At 35.2% G+C, this 15,342-nt stretch carries 16 protein-coding genes; 1 reads left to right on the top strand and 15 read right to left on the bottom strand.

Annotation, left to right across the window (positions count from 1 at the left end; all coding sequences use genetic code 11):
- The 14 genes from SPD89_RS14700 to SPD89_RS14635 all read right to left on the bottom strand — a co-directional run.
- The coding region (locus SPD89_RS14700; protein ID WP_336262705.1) for a DNA cytosine methyltransferase at positions 1-234 on the bottom strand (234 nt) is incomplete at its 3' end.
- Positions 235-669: 435 nt separating this feature from the next.
- The gene (locus SPD89_RS14695) at positions 670-1,548 is read right to left on the bottom strand and encodes an AraC family transcriptional regulator (RefSeq protein WP_336262704.1); all 879 of its coding nucleotides are present in this window, start codon (positions 1,546-1,548) and stop codon (positions 670-672) included.
- Between the two features lie 177 nt (positions 1,549-1,725).
- Positions 1,726-2,844: an SEC-C domain-containing protein gene (locus SPD89_RS14690; RefSeq protein ID WP_336262703.1), complete on the bottom strand. Its 1,119-nt coding sequence runs from the start codon at positions 2,842-2,844 to the stop codon at positions 1,726-1,728.
- Positions 2,845-2,869: 25 nt separating this feature from the next.
- Positions 2,870-3,718, bottom strand: coding sequence for a hypothetical protein (locus SPD89_RS14685; protein ID WP_336262702.1), 849 nt, complete (start codon positions 3,716-3,718; stop codon positions 2,870-2,872).
- Between the two features lie 121 nt (positions 3,719-3,839).
- Positions 3,840-6,308: an FtsX-like permease family protein gene (locus SPD89_RS14680; protein ID WP_336262701.1), complete on the bottom strand. Its 2,469-nt coding sequence runs from the start codon at positions 6,306-6,308 to the stop codon at positions 3,840-3,842.
- Between the two features lies 1 nt (position 6,309).
- Complete coding sequence (locus SPD89_RS14675) at positions 6,310-6,978, bottom strand: ABC transporter ATP-binding protein (RefSeq protein ID WP_336262700.1); 669 nt, start codon at positions 6,976-6,978, stop codon at positions 6,310-6,312.
- 54 nt (positions 6,979-7,032) lie between these two features.
- A complete protein-coding gene (locus SPD89_RS14670; RefSeq protein ID WP_336262699.1) occupies positions 7,033-7,371 on the bottom strand; it encodes an ATP-binding protein in 339 nt (112 codons plus the stop codon).
- A 79-nt stretch (positions 7,372-7,450) separates the two neighbouring features.
- Complete coding sequence (locus tag SPD89_RS14665; RefSeq protein ID WP_336262698.1) at positions 7,451-8,203, bottom strand: HAMP domain-containing protein; 753 nt, start codon at positions 8,201-8,203, stop codon at positions 7,451-7,453.
- Positions 8,191-8,865 carry a response regulator transcription factor gene (locus tag SPD89_RS14660; RefSeq protein WP_336262697.1) on the bottom strand — a complete coding sequence of 225 codons (675 nt, stop codon included), beginning with the start codon at positions 8,863-8,865 and terminating at the stop codon, positions 8,191-8,193. The genes SPD89_RS14665 and SPD89_RS14660 overlap by 13 nt, the downstream gene beginning before the upstream one ends.
- Positions 8,866-9,441: 576 nt before the next feature.
- Positions 9,442-10,833 (bottom strand): 23S rRNA (uracil(1939)-C(5))-methyltransferase RlmD, encoded by a 1,392-nt coding sequence (gene rlmD, locus SPD89_RS14655; RefSeq protein WP_336262696.1) that lies wholly within the window; start codon positions 10,831-10,833, stop codon positions 9,442-9,444.
- Positions 10,834-11,043: 210 nt separating this feature from the next.
- The gene (locus SPD89_RS14650; protein WP_336262695.1) at positions 11,044-11,376 is read right to left on the bottom strand and encodes a hypothetical protein; all 333 of its coding nucleotides are present in this window, start codon (positions 11,374-11,376) and stop codon (positions 11,044-11,046) included.
- Positions 11,377-11,726: 350 nt separating this feature from the next.
- Complete coding sequence (gene def / locus SPD89_RS14645) at positions 11,727-12,302, bottom strand: peptide deformylase (RefSeq protein WP_336262694.1); 576 nt, start codon at positions 12,300-12,302, stop codon at positions 11,727-11,729.
- Positions 12,295-12,486 (bottom strand): helix-turn-helix transcriptional regulator, encoded by a 192-nt coding sequence (locus SPD89_RS14640; protein ID WP_336262693.1) that lies wholly within the window; start codon positions 12,484-12,486, stop codon positions 12,295-12,297. Before SPD89_RS14640 ends, def begins: the two co-directional genes overlap by 8 nt.
- A 279-nt stretch (positions 12,487-12,765) precedes the next feature.
- Complete coding sequence (locus SPD89_RS14635) at positions 12,766-13,281, bottom strand: VanZ family protein (protein ID WP_336262692.1); 516 nt, start codon at positions 13,279-13,281, stop codon at positions 12,766-12,768.
- 536 nt (positions 13,282-13,817) lie between these two features.
- Here SPD89_RS14635 and SPD89_RS23120 point away from each other — a divergent pair.
- Positions 13,818-13,907 carry a putative holin-like toxin gene (locus tag SPD89_RS23120; RefSeq protein WP_442961171.1) on the top strand — a complete coding sequence of 30 codons (90 nt, stop codon included), beginning with the start codon at positions 13,818-13,820 and terminating at the stop codon, positions 13,905-13,907.
- 626 nt (positions 13,908-14,533) lie between these two features.
- Here SPD89_RS23120 and SPD89_RS14630 read toward each other — a convergent pair.
- Positions 14,534-14,986 carry a GNAT family N-acetyltransferase gene (locus SPD89_RS14630; RefSeq protein ID WP_336262691.1) on the bottom strand — a complete coding sequence of 151 codons (453 nt, stop codon included), beginning with the start codon at positions 14,984-14,986 and terminating at the stop codon, positions 14,534-14,536.
- Positions 14,987-15,342 lie beyond the last annotated feature (356 nt).

Here is a 15,342-nt window from a genome sequence, read left to right as displayed (position 1 = left end):
TAATAAGTTCTGACAAGGTGAACCAAAAGTAATGATATGAACAGGTGGTATTTTTCCACCATCTATTTTTGTAATGTCTCCAAGATGAAGCATGTAAAGGAAATGGCGTTTTGTAATAGATACAGGTGCTTTCTCAATTTCACTTGCCCATATTGGTGTAATGCCCCAACGAGAAGCCGCCAAAGGAAATACACCAATTCCATCAAATAAACTACCTAATGTTAGTGCGGCCATATTCCACCTCTACTCTTTCATTTTAGGCATAAAAGACGCCCATTTTAATTGAACGTCTAAAAATTATAGTATTTATTAAGTTAAAATTTATTATTCTGTTGTGTTCCCACACACCAGTTCAATTCCTACCGAAACCTCAATATGGTTTTTCATCACTTTTTTGCGCCCATTTTCACCATTTGGTATAAAGTGTGCATGCTTGTAAAACGTTGTGAAACTAAGGATTTCTAGTTTGTCGACATAGCAACGCTATAGCCTCCACGTGGCTCGAGAGGACAGAATGAATGTCATTTGAGTATGTCCGTTCTTGGAAACATATCCACTGCGTTTTTGGCACTATCGGTAGACGGGAACAGATCGACTCAAGCAACCACTCCATTTACGAAAAGAGCACTCTATTTAAGAGTGCCCTCTCCCTTATAAACATTGATTTATTTAATGGCCTTTTTTCTTTACTGGAATCCAAATTTCGCTGCTATATTTCGGATTTCCGGTGTCTGGACTCTCATTCCATAAAATTTCGGGACCTTCAACCGCCTCGTATCCTGAAGATGGAAACCACTCTGAGTATATCCTACCCCATACATTTTGAAGTGTTTCCGGGAATGGTCCAATCGATTCAAATACAGCCCAGGTACTAGCATCAATTTTTAATACATCAAAATCTGCAGTTTCATTACTTGATGTTGCTACTCCAATGTAATGATCTAATTCTCCCTTTTCTTCCATTCTACCTTCTGAAAAATTAGTGGAAGCACTAATGATACCTCTTGGTTCTACATCTGAAATTGCTTTTAATTGTTTAATAACCTCGGGTGTTAAAAGTTCGGTCATTTTTGCAATCTCTGGATTGATACCTTCAAAAATAACTGGAACTTTCTTCTTAAATCCTACTAACTTAAATGACTCTTTTTCAACAATACGATAGTTCATTTCGCATCCTCCTTTAATTGATAATTGAAAGGTCATTCGAGGATAAGCTTTTAATTGTGTATTCTCACTCCTTGCTTCAGAAGGGAGAATGCCATGCAGCGAATGAAAAGCACGGGAAAATGAATCAGCTGAATTATAGCCATATTTGACGGCTACATCAATTATTCTCAAATCCCTATCTTTCAAATCAAGTGCAGCCAGCGTCAGTCTTCTTCTCCGAATATATTCTGACAAACTTACGCCTGCTAAAAAAGAGAACATCCGCTTGAAATGATACTCTGAACAGCAAGCAATTTTAGATACTTCACTATAATCAATTTCCTCTGTTAAGTGCTCTTCAATATATGCCAATGCATTATTCATATTTCTTAAAGAATCCATTGAACAACCTCCTTTCATCATCAATATTATCAAAGGGTGCGTTTATCCATCCGACAATCTGTGCACAATATAGTCGAGTCTCTTTCATAGTAGGGTAAATATTTACACTATCGGTAGGCGGAAACATAACGACTAAATCATAAAAATAAATTGATTTTTGGTGCTTGTCCATATGCTTTACCAGTTTTGTCTCTTGCAGCATTCTTTAATCCAAATCCGATACCCATTCCCATACTCATCGCTTCTGGTCCATGAAGATTCATAATATGTATAAGCCATCTGTATTTCTTCATTCCAGGCATTCCACAACAATGGACTAAGTACCATATTCTCAGAATATAGCGGTAAAACCATATTTATATAAAATTTAAGTTTATCTACAGAAGCTGTTTCAAGCTGATAAAACATTTTTTCATAAATATGCTTTTCAGATTCAAGACAACTTAATAGTAACCACGACTGGGCCGTCTCTGGAAAAACTGTAATTGCGATTCTATGCATAATTCCTTTTATTGTATGTTTTATTCTTTTACCATTTATATCGTAGTCAGGAGCAATATACGCGTAGCCTGCAAACTTTATTTGTTCTGGAATCCTAATTGCACAAGTTGAAACTCCTTCAAATGTATTCCCAAGTATTTGTGAATCAAAATGTTGTTTTACAGGTTCGAATTCCTTCATCTTAAGCTGCAACATTCTGTACATACCTATCATTTCTGGAGATTGAAAAACCATTGGATTTTCTTTAAAGTTATTTTGAAATATATCAAATGCAATTCTCTGCTTATAATATTCAAAAATAAAAGCTTTATATGCATAAACAAATTTCATTGTTTCACTTGTTTCATCAAAATCAGAGGCACCTTTTTCTATAATCGCAAATGCTATATTATCATGATAATCACAGAAACAAGTTTCTGTAGTTGCATCATTAGCGCTTTCTTTACTCAATTCCATCATAGGGACTACTTCACCATTATCTAAAGGAATAAGAAGAGGTTGCTTTTTTGTGTTTAACATATATACATGACGTTCCGACCCTGCTAATAAAGAAATGATCTTGTTATTCTGTAACGCATGGGCCCCTTTTATTGGTCCTTTGCATTTTTCTTTATTCGGATGCATACAACACTTCTTCATCGAAGATCTCATGTTTTCCATTATCTGAACTTCTACTGGTTTTTTAGAAGGTTTAATTATTCGTGGCTCTTTTCCCTTACAGCATTCTTGAAATCTTTTATTGCTACCGCACGGACACGGTTCACTGTCTTTTAATTTAAATTTTGATAAGAACAAAACTTCACCCCTTACCCATAATCATTCAATCCTCATCTGGCTCCATGAGGATATCTTCAAAAACAAATAAGTTATAACACGGATCTAAACTCTGAAATATGTTCATATTTACCCCTTCAAATGCTTTTCTATGTTGATCCCAATGAACACACTCGTGCACAATAGTATTATTGACTGATCCCAAGTTACGAAGAAAGTAAGCTTTTGGGTCCACAATTATTGTACGGGCATTCACACGGGTTTGTACCATTTCATCGCTGTCTTCATCATAAAATTCTGCATCACAGTCGTGAAAGTATATCTGCCCAAAAACAGAGAAATCCTTTGTAATCTCTCGCATTTCTACTGTAAGACCCATTTTATCTGCCAAGACCTGTGGCTCAACTGCCATCGGGGTTTTTAATGCTTCAGGGCAATGTCTTCTAAGGAAGTCTGTAGCAACAGATTCTAGTTGTTCCTTATGAATGATAGGGACAAGGGAGTCTGACATAGGTTTTGGCTGCCTATTTTTGCTGGTATACTCAGTTATACTGGAGATTACAAAATCATCCAAATTGCAATCTAAATCTCCTGAGCATTCCAGCATAAACCATTGCCGGCAATTTTCTGATTCATCATAGTGATAATCTGATTCCCGGACTTCAAATTCAGCTTCAACAGCAATATCAAATTCTATTTTCATGTCCGGTAAGTCATTAACTGACACAAACTTTACTTCTATATCTGATAATTCTATACCGCCAATGTCTCGAACCCTGTATAACCGTAAGTCTAAATCGTCGTAGTTATCTGAGATGTAACTTTGTATGGTAGCAAACATCTCATTATAGAATCTATCAGCCACGTATTCTTTGAAAGAACGATTACCTGCCAAGATACTCCCTCCTTATCATTGAAAATACTATATTAATGAAAGTTCTTTATTGTAAACTTTATCCTATGGTAAATTATAACATACACCATGCCTATCTTTAGTTTGATATCAATAATTATGGCTACGATATAATATCTATACTTTCTACAATGCTCATTGCCCTAATCTTTCTAAGTGGTATCACTGTTGCTACCAAGCATACCGCAACAGAGAAAGTGCTTCCTGCCAAAATCGGTATAATAGGTACACTTGATAACCCCATTTGTCCTGTTGCAGCACTGCTCATAAATAGGGATATTATATAACCTGCCATAGAGCCGAAAATAGCTGCGAGAATTCCGTAGTATGCCCCTTCCCATAAAAACACTTTATACAGACTTTTATTATCCATACCGATGGCTCGTTGCATTCCAATTTCATTAATCCTTGTATGAATATTGGTATAGGTGGTATTGATGATATTGAGGGCACCAATTAAAGTTACAAACAGTATAAAGCCCCATGCGAGAATTTTAGTTTGGGAGAAGCTTTCCTGCATCTGCCTATCTGTTTCGCTATAAGATAACCAGCGTGACCCTGGGTTATCTATCGATACTTGTTCTACAGTAGACTGCAAATCTTCAAGATTTGATTTGTCCTTTGCATAAACGTTAATCTGTTTTAAAGCATTCTTTCCTGTCAGCTCATCATAGATGCTATCATATACAATAACGTCTACGCCGTTTACCCAGCCCGTTCCCTGTATCGATACTGATTTGCCTGTAATAGCTTGTACTTTTAGCTCCCTATCATTAATCCTCAGTATATCTCCTTGATTCAAGATAGTACTTTTAAGTTCGGATGATATAGACATGGGATTTTTAATGATAGCAAGCTTGCCACTTTTAAAGTCAGCTAGTTGGTTTGCTGTAATATCAGGATAAAGTTCTTTTAAATACTGCTCATCAATTCCTATGATTTTTAGAGTTTCACTAGGATTGCCATAGGAAATATCTGTTGTGACTTCTCCTTGTTCAATCTGCTTTTGTGTATACATAGAATACTTCACAAAGGACACACGCTCTACATTGTTATTTTGAAGCAATTCTTGTATCGCTTCTTTTTTAATTCCTACAGTCTCATTAGATATAGAGAAGTCACCCATTTTAAATTCTTTGATAGCATTTGAAATATCAAGATTACTTGAGAAGGAGTTCAGGGCTACAAATACCGTAATACTCATAAACAAGGATAAAATGGTGATAATTGTCCTGCCCCTGTTCCTTTTCAGATTAAGCCATGCTAAGTGGCGTTCAATACTTGTTATCTTTCTGCTTTTACTTATTTTTCTTTTTATTGCCTGAGGTACTCCAGACAATGCAATCTTAGGAGACACTTTAGCTGCATAAACTGCCGAAGGGAGTGCTGCCAAAAGCGAAAATACTAAAGAAATGCCTGCGCCTAGGAGCAAGGGAACAAAATAACCTTTTGCATTTTCATGGATTAACCCTGAAAGATGCTCAGAACTATTTGCTAAAAATACTTCAGGATTGATCATAGAAGTTGCTGCTGATGTTATAGTATTTGCCGATAGAACACCTACTGCTGCCCCTATAGGTATAGCAATAGCACATAACAATAGAATTTGTGCAATCACAATTTTATATAATTGATTTGGCTCAGCACCTATTGCTTTTAATATTCCGTATTCCTTGATTTTCTTTACTATAGAAATCTTTAATATATTGTAGATAACAAGACCTGCTGCGAGCAATACAAGAATGCCGATAAATACTGCAATAACTGCTATCCCAGTAGCACCGTCTGCTTCCGAATCAGTGCCTCCATAATCTACTCCTAACGCATTTAGATAGATCCAGTTATACTGTATCTGATGCTCCTTTACACCCAAATCCGTGGCCATACTATTGATTTTACTCTGAAAATCTCTTAAGTTATCCACTCTGAAATCTACCGAAGCAAAATTATATTTGGCAGGCAACAGATTATTTACAGTTCCTGGACCTGCAATGGCAGTTACTATGCCGCTGACATACCCCAGATAATCACTTTCCAATATGCCTGACAATGTATATTCCGAGCTGAAGTTAAAGGGTGGTTCTGTTCCTTTTAGCAAGCTTGCGCTTAAATCAAGGGGTATTTTATCACCAATATCAGGATTAATGCCCATCAGTTTCAGGGTATTTTCATCGATAGCTATTTCGCCAGGGGTTTCTGGAAACCTACCTCTTTTTACCTTAGATAGATTGGGATAATTCTTTATAGATACTGTGTCATGCTCTCTGACAATCATGGATATGCCGGTATCTTTAATATTCATGACACCCGGGGTCTTAACTACACCAACTTGTGAGATTCCATCTATATTTTTCAAGTGCTCAATCTGCTGTTCATCCAATTCATGAAAAGTTACATATCTATCCCCATTTAAAGAACGGGCCTGTTCAAGCATCAGGTTTTTCATAATCCCAATAGATTGGCCGATTACTGTTGTCATAGCTGTAGACATAATGATGGCAACAACAATTAAAAAAGTAGTAAGTTTTTGTTTTCTTATTTCCTTAAATACTAAAGAGAGATAAGATCGCATTTCATTTCACCTCCTGAATATAACCATCCGTAATGGAAAATTGTCTATCAGCAAGACGAGCAATTTTCTCGTCATGGGTGATAACAATTAATGTCTTTCCAAGTTGTTTAGAGGTGCTTATTAAAAGTTTCATAACCTCGCTACCACTTTTACTGTCAAGATTACCAGTAGGTTCATCAGCGAATATAATATCTGGTTTTGCAATTAAGGCTCTTGCTATAGCTACCCGCTGTTGCTGACCGCCTGATAGTTCGTGGGGTAAGTGGGTAAGCCTATCTTTTATTCCCAGTAGTTCTGATAGCTCCGTTAGGTATTCATTGTCAGGTTGTTTTCTATCTAACAAAACTGGCATGCTGATATTTTCCTCAGCCGTTAGGATGGGAACTAGGTTAAACTGCTGAAATATAAAGCCAAAGCTTCTGCGTCTAAAAGCTGATAATTCTTTTTCATTTAGAGCATACAAGTCTTTTTCGTCTATAAAGACCTTTCCTTTTGTTGAGTGGTCTATACCGCTTAATAGATGCAAAAGAGTGCTCTTACCGCTTCCTGATGGCCCAATGATAGATACAAATTCCCCTTTATTGATAGCTATCGTTGCATTATTTAGCGCAATTACTTCATTCTGACCTTTCCCATATATTTTCGTAAGTCCTTCCGTTCTTAAAGACATAAAAAAACACTCTCCTTAGTTTTGTAATCTAAGGAGAGTATAAATAATAAATATCTACTTTTTATCAACTATTAAAGAAAAAGTTGCAGTAACTTTAGCTCCACCGTTTATTTCATTTGACAGAATAAGGCTACCATCATGCTTTTGACATAGAATCTTTGATATATTGAGTCCCAAGCCTAAATGATTGCTGTTTGAAGCGCTTTTATCCTTATAAAAAGGCTCTGTTGCCAATTTTAAATCTTCGCGGTCAAACCCTTTTCCATCATCGGTTACCTCAAAGACAAATAAGTTCTGTGCTACACTACACTTGATATATACATGTTTTTTAGCGTACCGAAATGCGTTCGAAACTATATTTTCAATAACCCTAAGTATAATTTCTTCATCCATAAGTAGAGTAGGGGGGATTATATGGTTATCTATGGTAAATAACTTGCCTTGTTTTTCCGAGAGAATTTGGGTGATGCTTTCAAGTTTTTGAATAAAAATCGGAAGTTTTAACCTCTGCAGGGTTAATATCCGTATCTTCCAACTTTTGAATGCTGTTCATACTATCTACATATTTTTCAAGCCGAACCACATTATCAGACATTAAAGAAATTGTTGAAATCATTTTTTCTTGACTGATTTTTCCCATTGGTACATAGCTTTCTAGGACATCAGTATAGCCTTTCAATACGGTAATGGGTGTCCGCAAATCGTGAGCAAAAGCTGCATTGAGGCGTTTTCTTTCTTCCATCAACCTCCACATTTTGACATTGTTATTTAAAAGTTCTTTTCTCATTGTTTCAAAGGAAGAACACAAATCACCCATTTCATCTTTGCTTTTAAGGTCAATAGTAAAGTCAAGGTTATTATCGGATATTTTTTTCGCACCAGTCTTTAAAAGAGCAAGAGGCTTTTTTAATTTTATATTATAAAAAATATAGGATGCTGCAATAATGGATAATATGGAGAATAATAGAGGAAACGCTAACTTTAAATAATCTACAACTTTTAAGAGCGTCTGGTCAGTTTGGCTAAAGATAGACGGATCAACAAAAACGATATTAGGATTTAAAACTGTGTTATTTTTAGGTGAGTAGTATTTGTCCATTATATTGCTTCTTATCAAATCAATACCCCAGAATGATAAAATGCTTAACAGTATCGCTACAAGTAAAGATATAAAAGTCAAAGTAACAAAGGCTCTCTTTAGTGGCATATCTTTTATTTTACCCATTTATATCCCACCCCCCAGACGGTTTCAATATAAGTTTCTGATGAGCAGGAAGCAAGCTTTGATCGTATTCTTCTAATATGTTCCGTAACTACGCTGCTATCTCCGTCACTGTCATAACCCCAAATTTTTTCATAGATTCTTTCTTTGTCGAAAACCTGTCCCGGATTCATTGATAAAAGCTCCACTATATCGAATTCCTTTTTAGCAAGCTGTATGGGATGATTATTGTAATATACACAACGCTGTCTATAATCAATGACTAAGTCTTTAGAAAATATAGCGGTAGTTTTGCTTATATTTCTATGTTCCCTTCTTAAATGTGCAGCAACCCTCGCACCAAGCTCATTAATACTAAAGGGCTTAACAATATAATCATCTCCACCTACTCTAAAACCGTTGATTTTATCTTTTTCTTCAATCTTAGCCGTCAGGAAAAGAATCGGGCAAGAAACATGCTCTCTGATTTTTGAACAAACTTCGATACCATCTATATCTGGCATATTAATATCAAGTAGAATAATGTCAGGGTTCTGTGCTACCTTTTGCAGTGCTTCTGCACCATTCATAGCAGTGAGGACCTGATATCCATTAAGTTCAAAATAGTCCTTCAATAGTGTTACAATATCTTGTTCGTCATCCACTATTAATATTTTCTCAGTCATAATCACCACTCTCTTCATATAATATTATTTCATATGATGGTTCACTCCCAAAAAGGTCATTCATTTATTTTTATACTATATATGGTATTGAAACAGTGAAATAGTTACTATATATTGTGTTTTTGAATTCCCCTTTTTAGAAAACTTCCTTTTTGGGGACTAACCATATGATATTACCTAAATATCAACTTTTTATCAACTATGTAAAGTTATTAATTAATACTCCTCAATTGTGTTTTTGTTCTCTGCCTTCTACATTATCAAGCCACCTCTGTTGCTAGTGGATTTGTGAAAACAGCGATTAGGAATAAGGCTTGTGATATTAAGTCCTATAAGGAAGTCAATGGGAGTTTGGTAAGGTAATGTGCCAGAAAACTGTATTATACATCTATCCTATCTCCACAACCCCACGAAATTATCTAATCTGTCAACTCAACCCCACGCACTTTTTTACAGTCGACCTGTTTCCTCACCAAATAAAAATAAGGATTTTCAAGGTTAAAAGGCACTGCCAGTTGTCTGGTAGAAAATCCTCCAACCTTGGAAATCCTTTATTTATCAGCGTTTGAACAGCTCCTACTTCTCCACCCTAGACATCAATGCTACCACCTCAACATGATGAGTATGTGGAAACAAGTCAACAGGTTGAACTGTTTTTAACGTATAGCCAAACGGTTCCAATTCTTTGATATCTGTTGCAAAAGAAGCAGGGTTACACGATACATAGATAATTCGGTTAGGTTTGGATCGACCGATTCTTCGCATCACTTTTCCACCAGCTCCTGAGCGAGGTGGATCAATGAGTAACAAATCAGGTTTTCCAAAATGAGTTAATACTTCATCTATTCCGTGACGCGCATCTTTTGCTAAAAAGTACGTGTTTGTAATTCCATTATCCTTCGCGTTTCGGTTAGCAGATTGAATAGAAGTTTCCACAATTTCAATTCCCGCCAGCTCTTTTACTCGGCTCGCAAATGGCAATGAAAAGGTTCCAACTCCACAAAATAAGTCAATCATTTTTTCCGTTTGTTTCGGCTGTGCCATCTCTAAAGCAAGTTCGACAAGTTTTTTTGCTTGGAGTGGATTTGTTTGAAAAAATGTATCAAACCAAAGTCGATATCGATACCCCACTAATTCATCATGAATATAATCTCTTCCAAGTAAAATATGTGTTTGCTCTGCCTGCGTTCGGTCTGCCCAATTTCTATTTTCAAGCCATAATAAACTTTTAACTTGAGAAAATTTGTGCTCGATCCGGGTTACTAATTCATCAATTCCTACTATCTCATCTGGGGATTCCGTTGCAAAAATTGCTAACATTATTTCGCCTGTATGGAAAGATTTCCGAACCATCAAATGACGAAGAAGTCCTTCACGTTCTTCCTTATTATAACCGGATAATTTATTTTCTTTTACCCATTTCGCTACTAAAAGAACTGTCTCTTTCATTTCTTGATCCATAATAAAACAAGTTTCAAGTGGGATGATATTTCGGTAATTTCCCTGTTCATGTAGACCGAGTGAACCATCTGGTGAAAAAGTAAATTCCATTTTATTGCGGTAATACCATGGTTCTTCCATTCCGATTGTATCTTTAACTACTTCCGGGCTGATTTTCTGCAACCGCAGAACATTCTTCACATAATTTGTTTTTTCCTGAAGCTGTCCTTCATAGCTCCAATGTTGCCATACACATCCACCACACTTTTCAAAATGAGGGCACTTTGCAATTACTCTATCAGAATGTTGTTCTAAAATGGCCTCTGCATTACTTTTCCAACGACGCTTATGTGGTTGTTCAACGGTAACTTGGACCTTTTCTCCAGGAAGTGTATATGGTATAGTAAGTTTTAATTTTCGCTCATTTCCTTCTTCATTTTTTCGCCAAACAACAGCTTGTCCAAATCCTTTCTCGTCCAAACGGTGGATATTTACTTCAAATGTTTCTCCTAATATATTTTTATTCACAGCAGGTTCCTCCCCCACTACATCAATTAATTATTTTTCTCTATTATCATAACTGAAATGAATAGTATTTGGGAAGAAGAAATTTTTATTAAATTTTTACATTTGGAAGTTTCATGTTTTTATATAAAAAGTAGGAATGTGAAGGGGACGAAACTTATAATTGAAGCGCATGCTTTAAACTTACCAAGTAAATGTCTGAAAACGATCAATCTAACAGAAACATATTGTTACAATTTTCTCTTTTTGCGCTGTATTTATGCAGTTATTAAAAAATTTAGAAATTTCTTTTTGTTGCCATGTTAAAAATTCATTTTGTCCATTGCTAGATTTTAAATCAATGTTCAGATCATTATAGGAATTATATGCAGATTCGACTTGTGACAAGGAATATGACTCGGATGCTCCTTTTCCACTAACACCACCGTTATGCTCGTTTGCATCAAGTATGTCATAAAGTAAATGAGCATTCAAATCCGCCATTGTAAAACGAACATAGGCTATTTCTTCTCCCTCTTTATTTAATCCAACCATTTCATGACTCACAAAAATTCCTCCTTTAGTAATTTAATTTGTGTTTTTAAAAAACATAATTAGTGATAGATTCTTAAAAAAATAAGAGGCTAATAAAAATTTTGGCATCTAAAGTGGAAAAATGTGTTATTTTTCTTAAATGAAAAATAATAGAGATAGGAAATAAGAGGAAATTACCTTAACAAAAGATTACTAAGAAGAAATGAATTTGTCAACGGGAATTTTTCGACAAAATTCGAGAGTTTCATAATTTCAAGCACTGCATTAGAAAACGCCTGATTTGAAAAATCAAGCGTGTATTTAGCGAATTGTTAAAACAGTGGCTATTACTTACATACTTTAAAGCCAGCTGATTTGTAAATTTAATACAAACTTTTGCAGTTTTCTGGTAGTTTAAAAGGACTTTCTTTATTAATACGCTCATAAAACATAATTCCATTTAGGTGATCTATTTCATGTTGAATAACAATAGAGGGATAGCCTTTAAGTTTTACTACAATTTCTTCTCCCTCACTATTAAACCCTTTCACTTTAATCCTCTCATATCTTGGGACAAACCCTTTTATATCCCGATCAACAGAAAGGCAACCTTCACTTGGCGGTAAGTATATCATAGAAACTGAATGGCTAATTATTTTAGGATTAATAAGGGTATATTCATGCTGTTTACCCCTCTCATCTGTTAAATAAGCTACGAACATACGCTTATTCAAACCAATCTGATTCGCTGATAAGCCAACTCCTGCACGTAATTTATATTTATTTGATAGATCGGGGTCTTGACTATTTTTCAAGAAATTCAACATACAAGTTAATGTTTCCTTATCTTCCTCAGAAGGAGGCATCATTACTTTTTGTGTTGGTTGATGTAGGATTTCATTTCCTTCCCTTACAATATCTTTCATTGTTATCATATAATCTGAATGAAATTTACTCATAAATAAACAAATCATCTACCTTTACTTTTAACGTTTTTGATAATTTGAAAGCCAGCTCCAGTGTGGGGTCATATTTATCATTCTCTATACAATTTATCGTTTGTCTAACAACTCCACACTCCTTGGCGAGTTGCTCTTGTGTTAACCCCAGCTTCTTCCTTATTGCTTTAATTTTATTTTTCAACCGTATCACCTATGTCAAAAATATTGGACATTTTTATTATAACAATATTGGTAAATATGTCAATAACTTTGGACATTTATAACACATTTATAACACGTTTTATGAATGGATTTCCACATAATCATCCACTTGACAGAATCATGATCATCAATCAGGTTATCATGCTTTTTCTCATCTCAGTATATTACGATTTATTTCTAATTATTTTTTGATCTATGTTCAATTTAGTGACCTGAACTAATTGGGAAATAGTCTAGCAACTACCTTCTTGTATTAATTTTAATTCATTAAAATTAATAATCCTACTAATCCTAAAGCACAAACTGTTCCAATTGAAGCTAAAATGTTTAGGACTTTATTTATTTTCATTTTCTCTTTAAATAATTTGCAGAGCATAAAGTAAACTCCAATGCCGACAATTCCACCTACTGTATTGCCTATGAAATCTGTAATATCGGTTGCACCAATCGCAAATATGAATTGAAGTACTTCAAACAACAAACTTACACTAGCTATTGGAACAACTTTTTTTATAAAGGTCCAATTTGGCTTCAACATGTTCAAATAAATTCCAAATGGGAAAAAAATAATGATGTTTTGGATAATCTCCTCAATATCAATTTGATTATTAATAATCACCGAATCAGAAAAAGGGACTAAATTAATATTTCTTAAGTGAGGCAATTCATTAAAAGATAAAGTCATTTTAAACAAAATAATCCAAGTTAATGAAAATAGATAAATAACTAGTAGACTAATAGTTATTACCTTTTGCCGCCTTCTAAATTTCTCCACCACAAGCCACTCCATTTCATGCCTATAAGTTATTTGATCTAAATGAATCCTATTGAATACTAATTACATAAACTTTCATATGTGTATGAGTTTTACTTCATGACTCTTTTGCAATTAGCCGATGAATATACAATAAATGACCTTGACTAACTTGAACAATTTTCGCCTAAACTTGAGCAACTCCAGCTCCGACTTGAGAACTTCTGCCCTAACTTGACGTGTTAGTACCTTAAAGATTAAAAAACATTCATAAGTTATCCTCTTTTCTGGGGGTTTTTCTTTTTGTTTCGGCTTTCAAAAAGTCAGGGGACACGGAGATTAGAATTAGGTTAGGAGGTGTAGCGAAAATAGTAAATAATATGCGGAAAGCGCCCTGCATTAATGTTTTCGGTTAATGATAAAGATAATTTTATCATACTATAATATAGGAATATACGTTCGTTTATGATATAATTAAAAATAACCAATGGACTGGCTTCACATGAGGGGTTATGGCGCACTCTTTTTCCTTCTCGATATGATCGTGAAGGGAGGTGATGCCGGTGGGCGTTTCTGAAACATTAGGTCTCATGATTGCTTTTGGGACTTTGATCGTTTTAATGATGTCCAGTAAAGAAAACAAATAATCCCTCGTGTGCATTAGCCCGCGTGTGAGGGATTATTCCTTAACGTGCCTCCCCCTCTTGTTGGGGTTGGTCTATTGTATCCGTTCCATGTTAGCCGCATGGAACGTTTTTTTAGTGTATGAATTTCTAGTTCCATTATACCATATTTTATTACAGGAAACATATTTTATGTTACTACTGTAAAACTTACCATTTTAATATATCACTACCTTCAGAATAGTAAGGTAGTAAATTTTCCTGAAAAGTGTAGGGAGAAAAAATTTAAGCATGCCGTCTATTCCAACCATCATAAGTTCCTGTATCTTTAGAATGAAAAAAGAGGCTGATTGGCCGCAAACAAATAGAAAAAAGTCCAAATAACTTCCAAGTTATCGGACTTAAATAAATGAATCCTTATTAAGGTGATATTGAAAATGAGCAGAAGCCATATTTGCCTTTTTTCTTCCCCGTCTTTTTGCTATTCTGTTTCGATGTGCAGTTATTCTATGGTGCTGGCCTGAAGTTCCTAATACACATTCTATCGCCATGGTTTTTAAGGCTATAGTGAGGGAAACCCGCCAAAATTGCAGCCTCAGCGATATCGTCTAACCGGAAACCACCTATATATTCTGATTAAAAAAGCGATCCTACAAATCTTGCGATAGACGAACCATGTCGATCACTTGTATCCCATTCTCGAAAATGGCCTCAGAATAATGCCGAATGAAAAAGTCTCTATCAATACCAGTCATTCTAAATCCACATTTTTGATAAAGGGCAAGTTGAGCTACACCTGAATTTCCGGTTCCAACTTCAATCGTTTTAAACCCTTGCTCCCTTGCATGATGAATGGCATGATTAATCAACTGCTTGCCAATCCCTTTTCCTTGATGCGCCTCATCAACGGCAAGATTGACAAGCTCTATTGTCTCAGGCCTGGTCGGCAGTAAAACATACACCCCGATCACAAGACCATCTATACAAGCGACAAAACATTGGCCTCTTTTGATATATTCTTCAACAAGTTTCCTTGAAGGGTCTGCTAATAAAAGTAATTCCATTGGTGGCTTTTCATTTTCATTTAGCTTCTTTATATCCATTTCACTTTCTCCTTCTCCGATCGTATCTCTTTCTATCCTTTACTATCATAATAGCGAAAAAATAAACTTTGACCAGTGAAATTTTTTTATATCAGGTCCTAGTATTAAGTGGTATAATAGAGAAAATATAAGAATGTGGTCTGATGGTTCACTCAAAATCACGGACAACAGCGATCGGCATTGCTGTACCTAAAACGAGCAAATATAGAAAAAAGCCGATTTTATATATGCCCTTATTGCTTGGGAAATAATTCTAGCTCTCTTTGTTGAAAAATCACCATATCATCCCGAGTTAGGAGAATTCAAGGTATATGGGCTACATAATGACACAGAAGGTATTCCTTTAAACATCTCAA

The organism is Pseudogracilibacillus sp. SO30301A, assembly GCF_037072025.1.
GTDB lineage: Bacteria > Bacillota > Bacilli > Bacillales > Amphibacillaceae > Pseudogracilibacillus.
Note: the sequence above shows the minus strand (reverse complement) of the source record. Positions and strands in the feature narration are given on the sequence as shown.

What these genes read in the sequence shown, in the direction of transcription:
- SPD89_RS14695 (WP_336262704.1), bottom strand. Translation starts at nt 1,548, where the DNA reads ATGGATTCTTTAAGAAATATGAATAATGCATTGGCATATATTGAAGAG.
- SPD89_RS14680 (WP_336262701.1), bottom strand. Translation starts at nt 6,308, where the DNA reads ATGCGATCTTATCTCTCTTTAGTATTTAAGGAAATAAGAAAACAAAAA.
- SPD89_RS14675 (WP_336262700.1), bottom strand. Translation starts at nt 6,978, where the DNA reads ATGTCTTTAAGAACGGAAGGACTTACGAAAATATATGGGAAAGGTCAG.
- SPD89_RS14670 (WP_336262699.1), bottom strand. Translation starts at nt 7,371, where the DNA reads ATGGATGAAGAAATTATACTTAGGGTTATTGAAAATATAGTTTCGAAC.
- SPD89_RS14665 (WP_336262698.1), bottom strand. Translation starts at nt 8,203, where the DNA reads ATGGGTAAAATAAAAGATATGCCACTAAAGAGAGCCTTTGTTACTTTG.
- SPD89_RS14660 (WP_336262697.1), bottom strand. Translation starts at nt 8,865, where the DNA reads ATGACTGAGAAAATATTAATAGTGGATGACGAACAAGATATTGTAACA.
- def (WP_336262694.1), bottom strand. Translation starts at nt 12,302, where the DNA reads ATGAGTAAATTTCATTCAGATTATATGATAACAATGAAAGATATTGTA.
- SPD89_RS23120 (WP_442961171.1), top strand. Translation starts at nt 13,818, where the DNA reads ATGCCGGTGGGCGTTTCTGAAACATTAGGTCTCATGATTGCTTTTGGG.
- SPD89_RS14630 (WP_336262691.1), bottom strand. Translation starts at nt 14,986, where the DNA reads ATGGATATAAAGAAGCTAAATGAAAATGAAAAGCCACCAATGGAATTA.